At 58.4% G+C, this 20,045-nt stretch carries 21 protein-coding genes; 4 read left to right on the top strand and 17 right to left on the bottom strand.

All coding sequences use genetic code 11. From position 1 onward, the window contains the following. The first annotated feature begins 92 nt into the window (after positions 1-92). From ACMG4N_RS10445 to ACMG4N_RS10430, 4 genes are read left to right on the top strand one after another with little or no spacing between them, the layout of a single operon-like run. On the top strand, positions 93-782 hold the full coding sequence (locus ACMG4N_RS10445) for a MotA/TolQ/ExbB proton channel family protein (RefSeq protein WP_297763358.1): 690 nt from the start codon (positions 93-95) through the stop codon (positions 780-782). A gap of 43 nt (positions 783-825) precedes the next feature. Beyond that, the gene (locus tag ACMG4N_RS10440) at positions 826-1,356 is read left to right on the top strand and encodes an ExbD/TolR family protein (protein WP_297763355.1); all 531 of its coding nucleotides are present in this window, start codon (positions 826-828) and stop codon (positions 1,354-1,356) included. Continuing rightward, positions 1,353-1,853: an ExbD/TolR family protein gene (locus tag ACMG4N_RS10435; RefSeq protein WP_297763352.1), complete on the top strand. Its 501-nt coding sequence runs from the start codon at positions 1,353-1,355 to the stop codon at positions 1,851-1,853. Before ACMG4N_RS10440 ends, ACMG4N_RS10435 begins: the two co-directional genes overlap by 4 nt. Further along, positions 1,850-2,815, top strand: coding sequence for an AgmX/PglI C-terminal domain-containing protein (locus tag ACMG4N_RS10430; protein ID WP_297763350.1), 966 nt, complete (start codon positions 1,850-1,852; stop codon positions 2,813-2,815). Before ACMG4N_RS10435 ends, ACMG4N_RS10430 begins: the two co-directional genes overlap by 4 nt. A gap of 187 nt (positions 2,816-3,002) precedes the next feature. Here the strand turns inward: ACMG4N_RS10430 and ACMG4N_RS10425 are convergent, their stop codons facing one another. The 17 genes from ACMG4N_RS10425 to ACMG4N_RS10345 all read right to left on the bottom strand — a co-directional run bounded on the left by ACMG4N_RS10425 (position 3,003) and on the right by ACMG4N_RS10345 (position 19,653). After that, the gene (locus tag ACMG4N_RS10425; protein WP_297763348.1) at positions 3,003-3,434 is read right to left on the bottom strand and encodes an acyl-CoA thioesterase; all 432 of its coding nucleotides are present in this window, start codon (positions 3,432-3,434) and stop codon (positions 3,003-3,005) included. Then, positions 3,434-4,591, bottom strand: a complete 1,158-nt coding sequence (locus ACMG4N_RS10420; RefSeq protein ID WP_297763345.1) for an iron-containing alcohol dehydrogenase — start codon at positions 4,589-4,591, stop codon at positions 3,434-3,436. Before ACMG4N_RS10420 ends, ACMG4N_RS10425 begins: the two co-directional genes overlap by 1 nt. 248 nt (positions 4,592-4,839) lie before the next feature. Continuing rightward, positions 4,840-6,438 (bottom strand): GMC family oxidoreductase N-terminal domain-containing protein, encoded by a 1,599-nt coding sequence (locus ACMG4N_RS10415; protein WP_297763342.1) that lies wholly within the window; start codon positions 6,436-6,438, stop codon positions 4,840-4,842. A gap of 11 nt (positions 6,439-6,449) precedes the next feature. Further along, positions 6,450-7,046: a transcriptional initiation protein Tat gene (locus ACMG4N_RS10410; protein ID WP_297763338.1), complete on the bottom strand. Its 597-nt coding sequence runs from the start codon at positions 7,044-7,046 to the stop codon at positions 6,450-6,452. A gap of 333 nt (positions 7,047-7,379) precedes the next feature. Then, positions 7,380-8,918 (bottom strand): GMC family oxidoreductase, encoded by a 1,539-nt coding sequence (locus tag ACMG4N_RS10405; RefSeq protein WP_335625837.1) that lies wholly within the window; start codon positions 8,916-8,918, stop codon positions 7,380-7,382. Continuing rightward, a complete protein-coding gene (locus tag ACMG4N_RS10400) occupies positions 8,915-9,544 on the bottom strand; it encodes a hypothetical protein (protein WP_414431573.1) in 630 nt (209 codons plus the stop codon). The genes ACMG4N_RS10405 and ACMG4N_RS10400 overlap by 4 nt, the downstream gene beginning before the upstream one ends. Positions 9,545-9,662: 118 nt before the next feature. Beyond that, positions 9,663-10,583, bottom strand: a complete 921-nt coding sequence (locus tag ACMG4N_RS10395) for a cation diffusion facilitator family transporter (protein ID WP_297763324.1) — start codon at positions 10,581-10,583, stop codon at positions 9,663-9,665. Between the two features lie 28 nt (positions 10,584-10,611). Continuing rightward, positions 10,612-11,400 (bottom strand): peptidoglycan DD-metalloendopeptidase family protein, encoded by a 789-nt coding sequence (locus ACMG4N_RS10390; RefSeq protein ID WP_297763321.1) that lies wholly within the window; start codon positions 11,398-11,400, stop codon positions 10,612-10,614. A gap of 88 nt (positions 11,401-11,488) precedes the next feature. After that, positions 11,489-12,397 carry a DUF368 domain-containing protein gene (locus ACMG4N_RS10385; protein WP_414431570.1) on the bottom strand — a complete coding sequence of 303 codons (909 nt, stop codon included), beginning with the start codon at positions 12,395-12,397 and terminating at the stop codon, positions 11,489-11,491. A 174-nt stretch (positions 12,398-12,571) separates the two neighbouring features. After that, positions 12,572-13,234: a protein-L-isoaspartate(D-aspartate) O-methyltransferase gene (locus ACMG4N_RS10380; RefSeq protein WP_297763315.1), complete on the bottom strand. Its 663-nt coding sequence runs from the start codon at positions 13,232-13,234 to the stop codon at positions 12,572-12,574. A 48-nt stretch (positions 13,235-13,282) separates the two neighbouring features. Beyond that, on the bottom strand, positions 13,283-14,314 hold the full coding sequence (gene truD, locus ACMG4N_RS10375; RefSeq protein ID WP_414431569.1) for a tRNA pseudouridine(13) synthase TruD: 1,032 nt from the start codon (positions 14,312-14,314) through the stop codon (positions 13,283-13,285). After that, complete coding sequence (ispF, locus tag ACMG4N_RS10370; protein ID WP_297763806.1) at positions 14,311-14,784, bottom strand: 2-C-methyl-D-erythritol 2,4-cyclodiphosphate synthase; 474 nt, start codon at positions 14,782-14,784, stop codon at positions 14,311-14,313. The genes truD and ispF overlap by 4 nt, the downstream gene beginning before the upstream one ends. A 2-nt stretch (positions 14,785-14,786) precedes the next feature. Beyond that, complete coding sequence (gene ispD, locus ACMG4N_RS10365) at positions 14,787-15,500, bottom strand: 2-C-methyl-D-erythritol 4-phosphate cytidylyltransferase (protein ID WP_297763308.1); 714 nt, start codon at positions 15,498-15,500, stop codon at positions 14,787-14,789. Continuing rightward, entirely contained in the window at positions 15,497-15,802 is a 306-nt protein-coding gene (locus ACMG4N_RS10360; RefSeq protein WP_297763305.1) for an FtsB family cell division protein, read from the bottom strand. Before ACMG4N_RS10360 ends, ispD begins: the two co-directional genes overlap by 4 nt. A gap of 57 nt (positions 15,803-15,859) precedes the next feature. Beyond that, positions 15,860-17,152, bottom strand: a complete 1,293-nt coding sequence (gene eno / locus ACMG4N_RS10355; RefSeq protein ID WP_297763302.1) for a phosphopyruvate hydratase — start codon at positions 17,150-17,152, stop codon at positions 15,860-15,862. A 20-nt stretch (positions 17,153-17,172) separates the two neighbouring features. Further along, positions 17,173-18,015: a 3-deoxy-8-phosphooctulonate synthase gene (gene kdsA / locus ACMG4N_RS10350; protein WP_035244635.1), complete on the bottom strand. Its 843-nt coding sequence runs from the start codon at positions 18,013-18,015 to the stop codon at positions 17,173-17,175. Between the two features lie 9 nt (positions 18,016-18,024). Then, a complete protein-coding gene (locus ACMG4N_RS10345; RefSeq protein ID WP_297763294.1) occupies positions 18,025-19,653 on the bottom strand; it encodes a CTP synthase in 1,629 nt (542 codons plus the stop codon). Positions 19,654-20,045: the final 392 nt, after the last annotated feature.

The raw sequence follows: 20,045 nt of genomic DNA, 5'->3' as shown, positions 1-20,045 counted from the left end.
AATTGGCGCTTTGGGGAAGGTGTAGCAGCCACCACCACGGCATTGCTGCACGCGAAACAATAACACTAACAGGAATACCGCAGGAGAAGTCCATGCCAACCACCACCGCCGCCCAGAACTCTGGGGTTGTCGAGACCGCCATTACCTTTATTCAGGATGGCGGTTTCTTCATGTACCCCATTCTTGTCGTCCTGGCCCTGGGCCTTGCCCTGTCCCTGGAACGAATCATTTACCTCCAGGCCACCAAGGCAAAGAACCAGAAAACCTGGAAAGACGTCTATCCTTTGATCGCCAAGGGCCAATTTCGCCAGGCGCTGGATGTGGTCAGCAACAGCAATACAGGCATGGCCAAAGTCATCGGCTACGGCCTGGAGCGCGCCAAGACTGCCAAGCGTCATGACGATATCGAGCTGGCCATGGAAGAAGGCCTGATGGAAATCATCCCACGCCTGGAAGCCCGCACCCCCTACATCGGCACCTTTGCCAACATCGCCACCCTGCTCGGCCTGCTGGGTACCATTCTCGGTCTGATCAGCGCCTTTACCGCGGTGGCCAGTGCTGACCCGGCCCAGAAAGCCGACCTGCTTTCCGCCTCCATTTCCGTTGCCATGAACACCACCGCCTTCGGCCTGATTGCCGCCATCCCCATGCTGCTGGCCTTCGCCTTTATCAACGCCATGGCCGGCAAACTGGTGGATAGCATGGAAATGGCCTCGGTGAAATTCGTTAACGTCTTCCGCCAGGTTTCTGCCCAGCAAGAGCGCAAGAACGACGGCCAGTAAGCCGTACTTTCTTGTTTTCGCCAATCTGGTGTAAGGATCTGGTATGCGATTTCGCAGACGACGTTCGCGCGACACCGATGTGGAACTGAACATCACTGCCTTTCTGAATCTGATGGTAGTGCTGATTCCCTTTCTGCTCATCAACGCGGTCTTCGCGCAGGTCTCCATCCTGCAGTTGAACCTGCCGGCGGTGAATGAAAGCAGTCCACCTTCGGAAGACGACGAAAAAGACAAGCTGGTGCTGGAAGTGCTGATTTACGGTAACCGCTATGAAGTGGTGGACCGTAACACCAGTGCCGTCCTGAAAATTGTCGATAATCAGGGCGAGGATCACGACAGTGCCGCCCTGCATGATTATCTGGTGACACTGAAAGAAAAGTTTCCCGAGGAAACCGCCATAACCCTGCTCTGTGAGGATGACACCCCCTATGAGGTGATGATCCACACCATGGATGCCGTGCGCCTGTACAACACGCAGGTCAATGGCCAGACCATCAAGAAAGAGCTGTTCCCGAGTATCAGCATCGGTTCAGCGCCACAGGATCAGACTGGCAGTAACGGAGGTGACGCGTGAAGAAATCCGCCCGCGCCCGCCGTATGGCCCGTCACCATGGCCGCCACAAGATGGTTGCCACCCTGAACCTGACTTCACTGATGGATATCTTCACCATCCTGCTGATCTTCCTGCTGGTGAATAACAACAACGCTGCCAAATTACCGGAAGATCAGGATATTCAGCTACCGGAATCTACCGCACAGGAACTGCCCAACGATGTTCTGATCATCCAGGTCAGTGCCACTAATGTGATTATCGATGGCCGTAAAATTGCCGATACCCAAGCGGTTAAAGTGCAAGAAGAACGTACCGTCGATGCCCTGGTGGAAGAGCTGAAATTCCGGGCTTCCCGCGCTATTGCGATAAACCCGGAAGACGAACGGGAAGTGATGATTCAGGCCGACCGGGATGTGCCCTATGCCGTCATCAAGAAACTGATGCGCAGTTGCATGGAGACGCCCTACACCAAGGTCGCCTTTGCTGTCCTGAAAGTGGCAGAGGAGGAGTCTGAATGACGCAGAACAATAACAACAAACTGCGCATACTCATCGATGGTTCCCTGCCCTGGGACAAACAAGAGGGGGAAGACCGGCGCCTTTACGGCATCATTATCATTCTGCTGATTCTGTCATTGCTGCTGATGATTGTGGTGGAATCGGTCACCATCGAGAAACCGGACCCGCGTGAACAACAGGAAATCCCGGAACGTCTGGCGCAGCTGGTCCTTGAGAAGCAAAAAGAACCGCCGCCGCCGGAGCCCGAACCGGAGCCTGAGCCTGAACCCGAGGAAGAAGAGCCGGAACCGGAAGAACCCAAACCGGAGCCCAAACCGCAACCGAAGCCCGACCCCGTCGAACCACAGCGGGAACAGGCCCGGGAAAAAGCCCAGGCTCGACTGGAAGAAGATCTTGGCGATTCCCTGGCGGGTCTGGATGATATCGGCCCATTGGTGAATTCCGGCGACAACCTTCGTACCGGCGGCGATAGCGCAGCCAAGGCCGAGCGAGATCTGATCGGCAAGCGTGCCGGAACCGGCTCCGGCGGTGTGGCAACTGCCAGGGCCTCCAGCGGCGGTGGCGGCGGTGGCACCCTGTCCGCTGGCACTGTTGGCGCCGGCAAGGTGGACAGCAAGATTGCCGAATCCGGCCAGGCTGCCAGCACCAGTCGCAAGGGCAGCGATGGCAAGAGCCGTCGTACCCAGGAGCAGCTGCGGCGCGTATTCGATCGCTACGCTGGCAAGTTCAATAGCCAGTACCAGCGGGCGCTGCGCAGCAACCCGGCCCTGCAAGGCACTGTGGTGCTTTACCTGGTGATTGCTCCCAATGGCGATGTGCAGGATGTGAAAGTGAAATCCAGCCAGCTGGGCGACAGCCAACTGGAACGGCGCATCATGCTGATTGCCAAGGGCATGAACTTTGGTGCCATGAATGTGGAAACCTGGAAGGGAGACTACAAGTTGAACTTCTTCCCCAACTGATCATAACGATCGGCCATAAAAAAGCCCGGCTCAAAAGGCCGGGCTTTTTTGTATCCGTAGGGTGCACTGAGCCTAAGGCGAACTGCACCGATCCGGCGTTTAATGGTGCAGTTCGCCTCAGGCTCAGTGCACCCTACTTTATCCTCTGCCCATTAGAGAGACCTTAAAGGTAAAACGAATCTGTCTGTCAGATCAGTTTATCCAGCGCTGCGCGCAACGGTTCCGGGATCGATACCGGTCGACCGCTTTCCCGATTCACAAAAACGTGCACAACAAAACCGGTCGCCTTGGCCGGCCCTTCAGCACCGAACAGTGCCAGGCCATAACGCACTGAACTGTTACCCAACTTGTCCACCTTCATGCCCACTGACAACGAGTCCGGGTAAGCAGCGGCTTCCAGATAATCACAACCGGAACTGACCACATAGGCGATATGCTCGCCATCATGAATATCCAGGCCGCCGCGCTCAATCAGATAGCGGTTGATGGTGGAATCAAAATAGCTGTAATAAACCACGTTATTGATATGGCCGTAGATATCGTTGTCGCTCCAGCGGCTGTCCACCGGGCAGAGATACCCATACGCATCACGACCAGGCCGGTTGCCCTTCTCTGCCATCAGTACACCGCCTTGTAGATCGCCAGAGCATCCGCCTCGGAGACTTCCCGTGGATTGTTGATCAGCAAACGCTGCTGAAGCATTGCGTCCGCTGCAAGAGTTTCCAGGCTATCTTCGCTAACCCCGGCATCGCGCAGACGCACGGGCAATCCAACCGCATGGATCAGAGCCTCCAGCGCCTCAATCAGTGCCTCGGCACCACCTCTGGCATCAGTAAAACTCCGATCACTGAGAATCGGCGCCAGCTCTGCGTACAGAGGCGCAGCCGCCTCGGCATTGAATTTCAGCACTTCGGGCAGTACCAGGGAGTTGCTCAAACCATGGGGAATATGAAAATGCCCACCCAGCGGATAGGCCAGCGCATGCACGGCGGCCACCGGAGCATTGGCGAACGCCTGCCCGGCCATCATCGCTCCCAGCAAACAGGCTTCACGGGCCGCCAGGTTGCTGCCATCGTTCACTGCTGTCACCAGGTTATCGCCTAACAGGCGCAAGGCCTCGCGGGCGAGCATATCCGAATAAGGATTTTTCTTGTGAGCACTGGTGTACGCCTCGATGGCATGGACCATGGCATCCACACCGGTGGCAGCCGTCACAGGGGCCGGCAGGCCGAGGGTCAGCTCCGCATCCAGCACGGCAAGATCCGGTAGCAGGGAGGGTGCTACCACACCCGCCTTGGTGGTAGCACCGGTAGTCACAATAGCGACCGGGGTAACTTCCGAACCGGTTCCTGCCGTGGTGGGCACCTGTATCAACGGCAGGCGCGGCCCTGTGGCCAGGCCTACCCCGTAGATATCGGACAGTTGCTGACTGGCATCCGGATGCGCCAGCAACGCCACCAGCTTGGCCACATCCATGGATGAACCGCCACCGAACCCAATCACAAGGTCAGCTTTCGCCTCTCTGGCCTGCCGCGCTGCATCCAGCACAACCGTATCGGCTGGATCAGCGCTGACCTGATCGAAGATGGTCAGCGACATACCGGCTTGGCGAAAACTGTCTTCCACCGGGCCAAGCAGTGGCGTGCTGCGGATACCCGGATCCGTGACCAGCAGTACCCAGCTGGCTCCACGCTCCTGACACAGCCCGGGCAGACGGCCGGCGGCGCCCGCCTCTACCAGCACACGATGGGTGGTTGCGAATTCGTAACCCGGCATGATGACTCTCCTGAAATGACGTGCCGATTAGGGCATCAATGCTAGCACAGGCGGGGATGGCGAATGACGCCGTGGGGGCCGCGATTTGCGTCGTGGCTACCAGCAGGAAATCATTTTTTCCCACAGAGGGCACAGAGTTTACTGAGAAGAGAAAAAACGGGGTCAGGCTGGAAGCTAGCCATACACTCAGGAAGAACGGTAGCCCCGAGACGGAACGCCTAGCGTTCCGTCTCGGGGCTGTTTCCTGGTTAACTGATAAAGTAGCTGTGCGCGTTCTCGTTGATCTTGTCGCTCACATACTGAGCCAGCGCCTGCACGGTCCACTGTACCGGCGCCGTCATGGGTTCGGGGATCAGGCTGGCATCAGCCACGAACAGGCCTGCTGTGCCATACACCTGCCCCGTGGGCGCCACCACCGCCTCGTAGGGGTCAGACCCCATCCGGCAGGTACCATGGGGGCTGAAGCTGTTGGCCCGGAAGGTGTACATGCCTTTCAGGCCGAAATCCACCTTGTCCAGGGTTTCATCCAGCGCAAAGACCGAATCCACTTCCAGGTTCTGGAAGGTAGGCATGTAGACCTTTTCCGCGCCGCCGGAGAAGAAGATACGCGCCGCCAGAGCAGCAGACGCCTTCATATTGTTGAATTCTTCCCGGTTCGGGTTCCAGTGAATGGTCTTGTCGCCGCTATAGGCGTCCCCGGACCATTCCACGTATCCCCTGCCCTGGTCCGTGCTGAACGCATTCACACCGGCGTAGTACTTGTAGTTCTTCATGAAGTCGATATGGGCCTTGCCCGCCTTCATGTCACCCTGAGCCAGCAGGGATTCCGGCTCTGCCAACCCCGAGAAGATGGTATAGCCATCGGTGCGGGTGAATTCATCCACCTGCACCCCGACCAACGCACCGCGGAAGCCATAAAGAGGCTCCTTGAACTTTCCCAGTACCTGGGTGAAGGGCTGAATGGACAGGTTGCGACCCAGTTGGCCACTGCGATCTTCCACCTGACTGCGCTGCATGATCAGCGGTGTATGGATAGCGCCAGCGGCCAGTACCACCATGTCCGCATCCACCTGCATGTCGGCCACGTGGGCACCGCTGTCCGGGTCGGTAATTCGCGCTTCGACGCCACGGGCACGACCATCACGGGTAAGCACGCGTACCACTTCGGTATCCGAGAAAATTCGTGCGCCATGGGCGGCAGCCCAGGGCAAATGCGTCACCAGAGAGCTCATTTTCCGGTCAGAAGGACAACCGGCCAGGCAGTGCCCGGTCAGCGCGCACTGCTTCACGTTGCGCTGGGCCGGTTTCCAGGAAAACTCCATTTTCTCGCAGCCCTGGATCACCTTGTGGGCACAGGCATTGATTTCATGAGCCTCGTTGATATGGATCTGCAACTGGTCGGCCACACCATCCAGGTAAGGCCGGAATTTTTCCGCCGACAGATTCTCCAGGCCATACCGGCTCGCCCAGCCATCCAGCACTGCATCGCCGGGCTCTTCCATCACGCAGGCACCGATCACCGTGGAACCCCCAACACAGGCGCCCTGGACGAAAATGATGTCCGCCGTGGTATTTACCTGGCCGACCTGATCCTGATAGATCTTGGTCATGGTATCGCCCAGGTGTTCGGTAAACTGGGAGCTGGGGTAATAGCGGCCGGATTCCAGCACCAGTACATCGCGACCGGCTTTGGCCATTTCATAGGCCACAATGGAACCGGCAGCACCAGAGCCCACCACCACCACATCGGTTTTCAGGGTGAAGCGTTTGCCCAGGTTTGCATCCAGGGCCACATCCTTTGCCTCGGTGACGGGGACACCGTCACGGGCGACACGTACAAAAGCCATAATTCCCCCTGTCAGGCTCGCGGCAACGGTGCATTACCCAGACGCCGCACGCCCCACACTTCGGTCACCGGGCCATGGTATTCCAGCCCCGGCCAGGTGCGCTCATCACGCCAGTAGTTCAATGCCACCAGCGCTTTCAGCGTAGTCATCAGGCCACGCTCGAAGAACGACCCTTCCTGCATGGCGTTAACGTAATCGAGCGCCTTGTCATCGGAGAGGGAGGTGAACTGGCTGAACTTGAAGCTGACCATGGGGCGGTTGTTGAACACCCAGATGCCCAGGCCGAGCAACTCGCGGGTCTGCTGGGGCATACGCTGGGTCATGGCGTCCACATTCTTGACCGTCGGCACGACCTCGGTACTGGATGGCAGCCCATAACTGGCGGTGGGTAGCATGACCTCGGTCAGGCGGGTGATAACCCGGGCTTCGTCCTGATTGAGGCTATGATATTGCAGCGCTTGCGGGGCATTTCGTCGCCCGAACATACTGGCACAACCGGAGGTAACTGCGGCGCTGGCAAGCACGGAGCTGCGCAAAAAACTGCGACGACTCAACGGCTCCAGACCGGCCAGAAAGCCGGGCAGCGGCGCACGCTTGTTGTTATTCATCTAACCCTCTCCTGGGCAGACCCTGTTCCTTTGGGTCCTTGTTGTTATTGGTGGAGCGGTAATTTCTAGTGACCTGTATCCGTGGCTTCAGTGTGGATGCATGGCGCAAGAATTTGTTGTCACAGGCAATTTTCTGAAGAAGCGGCGTATCAGGCAATACGACCGACTGAAGAAAATTGTCTGTGGCGGCAAAGGCTTACGTCAGGCGCCGCGATGAGGCCACGGATGCAGGTCCCAGTCTATAACAAACCGTTACAAACGCCAAAGCCCCAGTGACCGGGAGCAACCGACATCCTGTCAGCCACCCCCGGGCAGGCTGTTGAAGGCACTGAATCAGCCCATATGGCGGGCAATGCGTGTCGCCAGGGCATACACGGTGATCTGAGGGTTAACGATGATAGAGGTGGGTAACAGGCTGGCATCGGCCACATAGAGGCCGGGTACATCATGGCTTTGGCCATTCGCGGCGACCACACTGTGGTCCGGGTCCGCCCCCATACGGCACGTACCCTGTGGATGGTAGCTGACCATGCGCAGATGCTGGGGCTGGTTTTCCAGGCTGTCCACCTGGCTGTCGATATCGGCCTCGCTGCGGATGACGCGCTGATCGCTGGCAGGCACATAGACTTCGCTGGCTCCAGCAGCGAGGTGCAACCTGGCGGCGGCCTTCAGCGCCCGCTGCATGGAGGGGAAATCAATATCACTCAGCTGGTAGTTGATTTTTTTACGCTCGCCATCCCATTCGATGCTGCCCACATTATGATCATGGATCAGTGTCACCAGCCCGGCCAGATATTTGGCATTGGCCATATAATCCATAAACGGCTTGCCGGTGCCGGGTTCTGCGGCCATGGTCAGCTCTACCAGCCCTGCCCCGCCATCTTCCAGCACAAACCCACCCTTGTCCGGATGCATAAATTCATCCACATAGACCCCCAGCATGGCCCCACGCCAGGGGTACACCGGCTCCGGGTAACGGGCCGGCACATACAGGGAGGGGTGGCAGGCAAAGTTTCTGCCCACCTGTCCGGACCGATTTGCCAGCCCGCTCTTGAGCAGCAGCAAGGGGGTCTGCACTGCCCCGGCGGCCAGGATGACACGGGGCGCAGACACCGACAGCGTTGCCGCCACCGTGCCATCGTGACGGGTAATGATCGCCTCCACGCCACTGGCCTTACCCTCGCGGGTGAGGATTTTTTCCACCCGGGTATCCGCGTATATCTGCGCCCCATGAGCCGCCGCCCATGGCAGATAGGTCACCAGCATGGATTGCTTACGCTCGGTCTTGCAGCCGGACAGGCAATGTCCGGTAAGGCCGCACTGGCGGATATTGCGCTTGAGCGGTTTCACCGACCAGCCCAGTCGATTGGCACCAGCGCGGATCAGACGACCGTGCTGGGGAATTTCATGCTCACCGTTATCATGAACAGCCAGGTTCTTTTCCACTTCGTCGAAATACGGCGCCAGTTCGTCAACGGTGAGTTCATTCAGCCCGAAATCCCGCTGCCAGTCCTGCAGAATAAAGTCCGGGGTTCGGAAACAGACACAGCCATTGACCACCGTGGAGCCACCCACACAGGCCCCTTGCAGCACCAGCAAATCGCCGTCGCTGTTACTTTGACTGCCGTGATCTTGATAGAGGGTGTCCAGGCTGTCAGTGAAATTCTCGGTAAAGTCCTTGGACGGCACATAAGGACCGGCCTCCAGCACCAGTACCTTGAATCCCCGTTTCGCCAACTCATAAGCGCTGACTGCCCCACCGGCGCCAGAACCGACAATCACCACATCGGCTTCCAGCTGCAGATGATCGCGGCTGACATCACTGGCCTGATGGACTCGCAAGCCGGATGCCTGCCACTTCACGTCGCTCATACCCGCACCTCCCCATCAGTAACACTGTCCGGCAGCGGTGCATTGCCCAGATACTCCAGCCCCCACTTGTCACTCACCGGCCCATCGAACTCAGTGGGTGGCCAGGTGGCGGAATCCTGCCAGTAGGCGCTATAGACGAGCTGCTTGATAACGGTGGCCAGGGTCCGCTGGATCACATTGCCCTGCCCCCAGCTATCGAAATAGGCACGGGCATCCTCATCATTCAAATCGACAAAACGGCTGCCTAGCGTGAACACCGCAGCGTTATCAAACAGACCCAGGCCGGCCGCCACCTCCTTTCGCGTCAGTGGGTGCAAATGCCCCAACAGGGTTTGCACATTCTGCACAACTGGCACCTGCTCGCTGGGCAGCAAAGCGGTGCCGTCAACGGGCAACAGTACCTGGCGTGCCCGGTTGAAGAGATGGTATTCCGCCTCAGACAAGCCTTGTGCCCAGGCCGGAGCCGCTTGCTTGTCCAGGGGGGAACGGCGCAAGAAGGCGAAGCCCCCGGCGGCCACAGCCGCCACACCTGCGGAGCCCAGCAGGCCCCATTTCAGAAACCGCCGGCGGGCCATGCCCTGTTGCCAGATGGCGGAAACCCGCCGCGCCTGAAGCTGGCTTTTCATGGTCTGTCCTCAACGCAAAAACACAGCCTTGAAGCTACTCAAAAGACCACATGAATACAATGTGTTTACTCTGACAGGGAGGCTTGACCGCACAGAACAAGCGGCCAGCAAACGCGTATCAGGAATCGCTGTGATGGGGGCGTGCCACCGGCACGCTGGGGCCTACCGCCACCGGATCCTGGTGGATAATCACATCCGCCGCCGGATAGGCCTGCCGGATCCCCTGCTCGATACGCTCAGCCAGGTCATGGGCCTCACGGAGCGACAGGTTCTGATCCATATCCACATGTAACTGAATAAACTGGGTGCGGCCAGACTGGCGGGTACGCAGGTCATGAAACCCCAGTGCCGGGGCGTGTTCCGCCACAATGGCCCCGATTACATCCCGCACATCACCGGGAATCTCCCGATCCAGCAGCAACTGAATGGACTCGCCGGCAATCGACCAGGCGCTGTAAAGAATAAACAAGGCAATCACCAACCCCATGGCGCCATCCAGCCACAGAAAACCATACTGGCTGACCACCAACACCAGAATGATCCCGGCGTTTACTGACAGATCTGACAGATAGTGAAGTGAATCAGCCTCAATGGCGGTTGAGCCGGTCTCTCTGACCACGAATTTCTGGATCAGCAGCAGTCCGAAGGTCAGCGCGATGGAAAACACCATCACTGCTACCCCCACGGCATTCTGCTCAATCGGTTGCGGATCCATCAGTTTGAAAACGGACTGCTGAATCAGGAATATTGACGAGCCGGCAATGAAAATTGCCTGCCCCAACCCCGCCAGCGCTTCCGCCTTGCCATGGCCAAAGCGGTGCTCTTCATCGGCAGGCACCAGAGAATAACGAATGGCAAAGAAATTGATCAGCGAGGCCAGCGAATCCATCACCGAGTCCACCAGCGATGCCAGCAGGCTCACCGAGCCGGTCATTAGCCAGGCCACCGTCTTGGCCGCGATCAGCAGCAACGCCGTAAAGATTGATGCCAATGCGGCAATCATCAAAAGGCGGTGTTCCCGGCGGGTTTCACTGGTCATGGATGGGTTCCATTGGTAAGCAGAGGCGTTATTTCTTGGGCAAGTAGGTGAGCGGATCTACCGGTTTGCCATCCTTGCGAATTTCAAAGTGCAACTGGGTACGGAAAGTACCAGTGGCTCCCATGGCGGCGATCTGCTGTCCGGCCTTTACCGCATCTCCTTCCTTGACCAGCATCCTGTCATTGTGGGCATAGGCACTCAGCCAGCGATCACTGTGTTTGAGAATCAACAGATTGCCGTAACCGGTCAGGCCACTGCCACGATACACCACTCGCCCATCCGCCGCTGCCACTACCGGGCTGTTGGTTTTACCGGAAATGGCAATGCCCTTGCGGCCATGGTTGTCACTGGAAAAGGTTTCTACCACCTGCCCGCCTGCCGGCCAGCGCCAGCTCACCGGGCCCACCGTGGAGCCTGCAGAAGCAGTCGCAGAGGGTTTGGGCGCAGGTGTTTTTTGCTGCTTGGCGGGTGCCGGTTTGCTGGTGGGTTTGTCCTGGGCTTTCGGTGCCGGTTTACTGGTACTTGAGGAGGCCGATGAAGTACCGCTGGAGGGCGCTTTCAGCGCCAGGGAAATACGCTGCCCCGGATAGATGGTATAGGGCGCCGGAATCCTGTTGGCCCTGGCCAGCTCACGATAGTCCCAACCATAACGCCAGGCGATGGAATATAAGGTTTCTCCCCCGCGCACTTCATGGGTGCCAGCGGTGACCTTGCTGGTTCGCGGCTCTTGACCATAGATATCAACGACCGGTGCAAAGTTTCCCGCACTGCAGCCGCTTACCATCACGAAGATCAATGCCGTCGCCAGGACACGCATCAGAATGAGTCGCTACCTGTCGGGTGTTGGCACGCCATTAACCACTCCCTCGAAATGGCACCGGATTACGGTACCGGAAATTCAATACTTACGAATCCTGCGCAACATTATGCACTGGCGCCAGCCGATACAGTAGCCACACCAGCATTGCCGCGACCAGCGCGGCCAGCAGGGCCAATGCCAATTGCGAACCGTCACCGGTTTCACTGGCATATTGCGCCGGTGACAACCAACGATCTTCCAGACCTTGTTCACCCGATACCCGCCAGGGCCACAGCTTCAGCAACGACCCGGCCATGAACCCGGCCAGCAAGGCCATCACGGTGTCGTGATATCGGTGCAGGGTCCATTTGAGCACATGTACAAAACTCAACAGCCCGATGGCACAGCCGGCTATAAAGGCCAGTAACAACGGTATCTCACCTTGCTTCACTGCCTCCAGCACCGGTTGGTACATTCCCAGTAAAAGAAGGATAAAACTGCCGGAAATGCCGGGCAGGATCATGGCGCAGATGGCAAGCATGCCGCTGAAGAAGAACACCGTTGCACCACTGCCCACCGCTGACAGCGCCGGCGCCAGCCCGATGGCCACGGCAATGCCAGTGCCCGCCACAAAGGCGGCGATCTGCACCGGGCCCCGCTTTCGCAGGGGTTTCAATACCAGGAAGATGCTGGCCAGAATCAGGCCACTGAAGAACGCCCATACCGGCACCGGGTGCGTGTCCAACAACCAGGTGATCAGACGAGCCAGCACGGCAATACTGGTGAATATTCCCGCCAGCAGCGTCACCAGAAACGTCAGATTGGCCTGTTGCCAGAACGCCACAACGCCTTGCTGGTGCCATACCTTCAGCAAACGCGGCGTCAGCCCGCCCAGAGTATCGATCAACTCTTCATAAATGCCGGTGATCAACGCCAGGGTGCCACCAGAGACCCCAGGCACCACATCAGCTGCGCCCATGGCCATGCCGCGAAAGAAAATACCGGGTCGGATCATGTTGCCCCTGCGTTGTTGATAAGCCGCAAGCTACAAGCTTCAAGCTGCAACACGGGCTCAATATTGTATTTTCATCGCCACCAGATCCCTCGCTCCAGACGATTGGTCGCGGGCAATGCTTATTCGCTAATTTCCATTCTGGTCGCGCCTTGAAGCTCGCAGCTAGTAGCTGCCCTACCGCATCACCCCACGCTGGAATGGCACGAAGCGGACAGCATCCAGTGATTGCACATGGAACTGGTCGCCATCACGATCGACCACAGTAAGGATCTGCTGACGATCACCGCCCACTGGCATCACCAAACGGCCACCGTCTGCCAGTTGTGACAACAGATCATCAGGAATGTCCGCACGGGCGCAGGCAGCCAGGATCGCATCAAAGGGGGCTTCACTCTTCCAGCCAAAGCCACCATCCGCGTGTTTGAGCTGTACCCGAGCCAGCCCCAGCTTCATCAAACGCTTGCGCGCCTGATCCTGTAATGGCCGGATGCGTTCCACGGAATAGAGCGCGTCACAGAATTGGGCCAGCACCGCCGTTTGATAACCACAGCCTGTGCCGATCTCGAGCACCTTGGTAGGTCTGCCGTTGGCGATCAACAATTCGGTCATACGTGCCACTACCCAGGGCTGGGAAATGGTCTGTCCGTGGCCGATGGGCAATGCCGTATCGTCGTAGGCCTGGTGGGCCAGAGCTTCTTCAATAAACAGGTGACGCGGCGTATTGCGGATGGCATCAAGCACACGTTCGTCACTGATACCGGCATCACGCAGCCGCTGCACCAGACGATCCCGGGTCCGTGCAGAGGTCATGCCGATGCCACTAAGTTGGATATCCATCTGTACTTCTTTTGCCTCTGGATGTGCCTCTCGGCGGATCACTCAGGGTTAACCTGCGGTCTGTGACTCAGGTTTTATTATTTCCGCCATGACTGTCGTGGCAAAAGCGCCTGTGGGCAGCGTAAACGCCAGCTCCAGGCACACTTCCCCTTCCCTTTCAGGTTGCCAGGACCACTGCAATTCCCGTACCGGCAACCGTGTTGCCCGGCGGGCTTCGTCAACGCCGATGCGGCACAGGCCATCAATTACGGTAGCGTAGGGTGCGAGTATTTGCTGTTCCAGTTCCCGGCAAGGGCCAGATGATGCCATGCCCGGCACCCCCGGCAAAGGGGCGGTTGGATGAACCTCACCGGCAATCACTCTTTCGTAGGCATCTGTGTCGTCGTCCGCAGGGAACAGGCCGCGGCTCCCTTGCGGCTGCAGCAGATCACCGGCCAGTACCCGGTCCCAGCATTGTCGGTTAACGCGCTCGGCAAGGACCTGGTTGAACAAGTCGCTGCGCACCGCTGACAGCCACAGGCCGCGCAGCGCTTTCTTGCGCGGCGCTTCACCCCCACACAACCACTCAGTTCCACGCACCAGGTTACCGGCACCGCGACCAAAGCGTTGTTCACCAAAATAGTTGGGCACGCCCTGACGCTCAATGGTGGCCAGTTGTTGTTCCAGCTGCTGGCGATCCCCCTGGAAATCGGTGACACGAAGCACAAAACCGTTGGCACGATGAGTACCCCGGTTCAGCTTGCGGCGGTGGCGAAGGCCTTGAAGCACCCTCAGCCCTGGCGGCCAGTCAAACTCCGGGTCTGCCTTGCCGGGCAGATGCAGGCTGAACCACTGGCGGGTAATGGCATGCTTATCTTTAAGCCCGCTGTAGCCTACAGCCAGGCGGTGCACGCCCGCCTGTTTGGCCAGTAACAACGCCACATCCTCGGTGTTCCAGCCGGTCTTCTCGATCTCCAGCCACAGGTGCTCGCCCTCGCCTTCCGGGCGCACATGCATGTGCTCGAATACCTGAAAGTCCGCCGGGGAAGCTTTCAGCACCCCCGTGGATGCCGGGCCGCCATGGGCGCAGGGAAGACTCATCGAGACTCCACAAGTACCACGGCCTGCACCGCAATACCTTCCTTGCGACCAGTGAAACCGAGTTTTTCGGTGGTCGTCGCCTTGACGGAAACCTGCCCCACCTCGCAATCGAGCAGATCGGCAATGCGCTGGCGCATGGCGCCAATATGAGGAGCCAGTTTAGGGGCCTGGCAGATGACGGTGATATCCGCATTGCCCAATTGCCAGCCGGCCGCGGTCACATCCTGATAGATCGCCGCCAACAAGGTGCCAGAATCCGCGCCCTGCCATTGCGGATCGGTGTCCGGGAAGTAGTGACCGATATCCCCCAGAGCCAGAGCTCCGAGCAAGGCATCCGACAGGGCATGCAGGGCCACATCACCATCCGAGTGAGCCTTGAGTCCATGGCTGTGAGGGATCGCCACACCGCCCAGCATCACGTGGTCACCGTCTGTGAACGCATGCACATCGAAGCCCTGGCCGATACGAATACTCACAGCATGCTCTCCTCGTCGCCCAGCTGGCAGGCCAGATAGAAACGGGCCAGTGCAAGATCTTCCGGGACGGTAACCTTGATATTGTCACCATGCCCCGCCACCAACGCCGGACGGCGTCCCACTCGTTCCATGGCAGAGGCTTCATCGGTAATGCCGGTCAGATCACCCTGCAGGGCATCGTGCAACGCACGAGCAGGGAACAACTGCGGCGTCAGCGCCCGCCAGATACAGTCACGATCCAGAGTGGCGGCAATATGGTTGCCCTCATCGGCCTGCTTGATGGTATCTACCACCGGCAAGGCCAATATAGCGCCCTGACTGTCGGTCTGGTCGAGCAGGTTCTGAATGTCTGACAACCGTACCAGAGGCCGGGCCATATCATGAACCAGCACCCAGGCGTTCTCTCCACCCAGCTCCAGCGCCCTGGCGACGCCGTTGCGCACGGATTGGGCCCGAGCGGCTCCGCCACTGACAGTGGCAATACGCGAATGCGTGGACACCCCCAGCGTCGGCCACCAGGGATCCTGAGCGGATACGGCTACCAACACCCGGTCGATGGGGGCAAACGATAACAAACGATTGAGGGTATGCTCGGCCAGGGTCTTGCCGGCCAGTGACAGGTACTGCTTGGGAAAACCCGCCCCCATGCGTTCACCGATACCGGCAGCCGGTACCACCGCAAAGAGAGGGCCGTTAATGACAGGATTCACTCACCGCCCCGGGGTTGTTCGAGAATCAGGAAAAAACTTTCACCGTCGCGGATCATGCCCAGATCCTTGCGGGCGATCTCTTCCACCGCTTCGGTGCCCTGCTTGAGATCTTTCACATCGGCTGCCATCAGCCGGTTGCGTTCGTTCAGTTTGGCATTGCTCTGCTTGAGTGTGGCCACCTCTTTTTCCAGTGTCGCCACATGACGCAGACTGCCCTCACCAAACCACAGCCGGGCCTGCAGGCCAACAAATACCAGAGCCAACAGAGCAATCACAATCTGACTGGCGGGAGACAGCTGCATGGCCTCCCGCTTGCCAGATTCCGTCCCTGCCCTGCTGGTTCTGGTATCCGGCATCATTTAACCGAGGAACTTGAACTCTTTGCGACCATGGTAGGCAGCACGCCCCAGTTCCTGCTCGATGCGGATCAGGCGGTTGTACTTGGCCACCCGGTCGGAGCGGCACAGAGAACCGGTTTTGATCTGCCCGGCGGCCGTAGCCACAGCCAGGTCGGCAATGGTGCTGTCAGCAGTTTCACCACTACGGTGGGAAATCACGGCGGTGTAACCGGCATCCTTGGCCATCTTGATGGCATCCAGAGTTTCGCTGAGAGAACCGATCTGGTTGAACTTGATCAGGATGGAGTTGGCCACACCCTCATCGATGCCTCGCTTGAGGATTTTGGTGTTGGTTACGAACAGATCGTCGCCTACCAACTGAATCTTTTTACCCAGCTTATCGGTGAGGATTTTCCAGCCATCCCAGTCGGATTCATCCATGCCATCTTCAATGGAGATGATCGGGTAACGGTCGCACAGCTCAGCCAGATAGCTGGCGAACTCTTCAGAATCCATGCTGCGCCCTTCACCGGCCAGCACGTATTTACCGTCTTTGTAGAATTCGCTGGCTGCGCAGTCCAGGGCCAGGGTCACGTCATCACCGGCCTTGTAGCCAGCAATCTCGATGGCTTCCATGATCGCTTCCAGAGCCGCCTCGTTGCTGGGCAGGTCCGGGGCGAAACCACCTTCGTCACCCACTGCGGTGTTCAGACCACGCTTTTTCAGCACGCCTTTCAGGGCGTGGAAAATCTCGGCGCCATAGCGGATTGCTTCAGCCACCGTGGGAGCCCCCACCGGCTGAATCATGAACTCCTGGATATCCACGTTGTTATCCGCGTGCTCGCCACCGTTGATGATGTTCATCATCGGTACCGGCAGGGAGTATTCGTTGTCATCGTCCTGCAGGTCGGAAATGTACTCGTACAGGGGCTTGCCCTGATCCACTGCAGCGGCTTTGGCTGCAGCCAGAGACACTGCGAGAATGGCGTTGGCGCCGAACTTGGCTTTGTTCTCGGTGCCGTCGGCATCGATCATGGCCTTGTCCAGGGCCTTCTGGTCGCCGGCTTCCATTCCTACCAGCAGTTCCCGGATGGCGGAGTTCACATTGCCAACGGCCTTGGTAACGCCCTTGCCCAGGTAACGGGCCTTGTCGCCATCACGCAGCTCCAGCGCTTCGCGGGAACCGGTAGAGGCACCACTGGGGGCACAGGCACTGCCGGAGGCGCCGGATTCCAGAATCACATCAGCTTCGATGGTGGGATTGCCACGGGAGTCGAGAATTTCGCGGGCTTTGATGTCAACGATCTTGGACATGACAGTCAATCTCTCTTCAATCAGTTGTTTTCAAAGGCAGGCAGTGCCTTGACGGTATTATCCAGGGTTTGCATTCGTGTCAGGAATGGCTCCAGACGGTCCAGACGCAGGGCGCAGGGGCCATCGCATTTGGCATTGTCCGGGTCCGGGTGGGCTTCCAGGAACAATCCGGCGATGCCCTGGCTGATGCCGGCAAGACCGAGTTCAGCCACCTGAGCACGACGACCATCGGCGCTGTCCGCACGACCCCCTGGCTTCTGTAGGGCATGGGTCACGTCGAAAAACACCGGGTAGTTGAATTGTTTCATGATGCCAAAGCCGAGCATGTCCACCACCAGGTTGTTGTACCCGAAGCTGGAACCACGCTCACAGAGGATAAGCTGGTCGTTACCGGCATCCTCGCACTTGTGCAGGATATGACTCATTTCGTGGGGAGCCAGGAACTGGGGCTTCTTGATGTTGATGATGGCCCCGGTCTTTGCCATGGCCACCACCAGATCCGTCTGCCGGGCCAGAAAGGCCGGCAACTGGATGATATCCGCCACCTCGGCCACCGGTGCCGCCTGATAGGGCTCATGCACATCAGTGATCACCGGACAATTGAAGGTTTGCTTGATCTCTTCAAAGATCTTCAGCCCCTCTTCCATCCCCGGCCCCCGGTAGGAGCTCAGCGAGGAACGGTTGGCCTTGTCGAAGCTGGCCTTGAACACCCAGGGAATGCCCAGCTTGCTGGTCACTTCCGCATAGGCTTCCGCCACCTGCATGGCCAGATCACGGGATTCCAGCACATTCATGCCGCCGAACAGAGCCATGGGCTTGTCGTTGGCAAATTCCAGCTCGCCTAGCTTGATGGTCTTCTGCATAACAGGTCCTTAGTGTGCTTTCTGTTCCGCCAGGGCCGCAGCCACATAGCCCCTGAACAGACCATGCCCATCACGAGGCGTGGACGTAAACTCCGGGTGGAACTGACAAGCCACAAACCAGGGGTGGTCTGCCACCTCGATCACTTCCACCAACTCGCCATCCGTTGAACGGCCAACAATCTTGAGGCCGGCGGCTTCCAGTTGCGGCAAGTAATTGTTGTTCACTTCATAGCGATGACGATGGCGCTCGATAATACTGGTATCACCATAGCACTCGGCGGCACGGCTGCCCGCCTCCAGAATACATTCCTGGCCACCCAAACGCATGGTGCCACCCAGATCGGATTCCTTGGAACGCTGTTCCTTGCGACCGTCTTCCGTGGTCCACTCGGTGATCAGCCCTACCACCGGGTCCGGCGTATCCGGACGCAGTTCGGAGGAATGCGCGTTTTCGATACCGGCCACGTGACGGGCGTATTCGATTACTGCCAGTTGCATACCCAGGCAGATGCCCAGGTACGGCACCTTGTTTTCACGGGCATAACGGATGGCAGCGATCTTGCCTTCCGTGCCGCGATCGCCAAAGCCACCGGGGACCAGGATGGCATCCAGGTTTTCCAGCACCCCAGTGCCTTCGCGTTCAATATCTTCCGCATCCAGATAAAGGATATTCACCTTGGCCCGGTTGCTGATGCCAGCGTGGATCAAGGCTTCATTGAGTGACTTGTAGGCATCGACCAGCTCGATGTACTTGCCCACCATGCCGACGGTGACTTCGCTTTCCGGATTCAGCTGGGCTTCTACCACACGATCCCATTCGCCCAGATCCGGCTCCGGCAGATCCAGGCCGAACTTCTCCACCACAATGTCATCCAGGCCCTGTTCGTGCATGCCACGGGGCACCTGATAGATGGTTTTGCAATCCGGGGAGGAAATCACCGCCCGCGCTTCCACATTGGTAAACAGGGCAATCTTGTCGCGGGCACTCTGCGGAATCGGGTCATCTGCCCGGCACACAAGAATATCCGGCTGCAGGCCGATGGAGCGCAGCTCCTTCACGGAATGCTGGGTGGGCTTGGTCTTGATCTCACCTGCAGTGGCGATATAGGGCACCAGAGTCAGGTGCACCAGCAAGGACTGGCTGGAGCCCAACTCCACACGCATCTGCCGTGCCGCTTCCAGGAATGGCAGGGACTCGATATCCCCGGCGGTACCACCGATTTCCACGATGGCAACGTCCGCATCCCCCGCCCCTTCGCGGATCTTCAGCTTGATCTCGTCGGTAATATGGGGGATCACCTGCACGGTGGCACCCAGGTACTCACCGCGGCGCTCCTTGTCCAGCACGTCCTGATAGACACGGCCGGTGGTAAAGCTGTTGCGACGACTAAGGCGAGTGCGAATAAAACGCTCGTAGTGACCCAGGTCCAGGTCGGTTTCGGCGCCGTCTTCGGTCACGAATACCTCACCGTGCTGGTAAGGGCTCATGGTGCCGGGATCCACATTAATATACGGATCCATTTTGATCAGGGTGACGTTGAGGCCGCGGGCTTCCAACAAAGTGGCCAGGGATGCTGAAGTGATCCCCTTACCCAAAGACGACACCACACCGCCGGTGACAAAGATGAAACGTGACATGCACTCACCAGATTGCTAGTGGGTTGGTAGCACTCTCACCAGTGTAACCGGCACCAATAAAAAAACACCCTGCACGCATGACACGGGCAAGGGGCTTTCTGAATCGGGTTGGCCAGCTACGCAAGTGATGGTTGAACACCTGAAAATTCAGGGGCTTGCGCTACATCAGGACGGGAGAAAATGTTAACAGAAGGCGCCCCTCGCCTCAATCGGAATCGCTCTCGGGAGCGTAAAAAGTGGTGCCGGCTGATGCACGGCGCAGGACTATCCTGAAGGACTCAGTCGTTATTTCATCTACCGGTGCCACTTTCGATGCTCAAGGAGTTGCGGGTGCGGGTTGCGAAATGGGAAACCGGCCCGGCCTTTGGTAACTCGCAACTGCCATCCTGGGC

Origin of the sequence: Alcanivorax sp. IL2, assembly GCF_047495475.1 — a bacterium.
Classification (GTDB): Bacteria; Pseudomonadota; Gammaproteobacteria; order Pseudomonadales; family Alcanivoracaceae; genus Alcanivorax.
The sequence above is the reverse complement of the archived record's forward strand: the minus strand, read 5'-3'. Positions and strand labels throughout refer to the sequence as shown.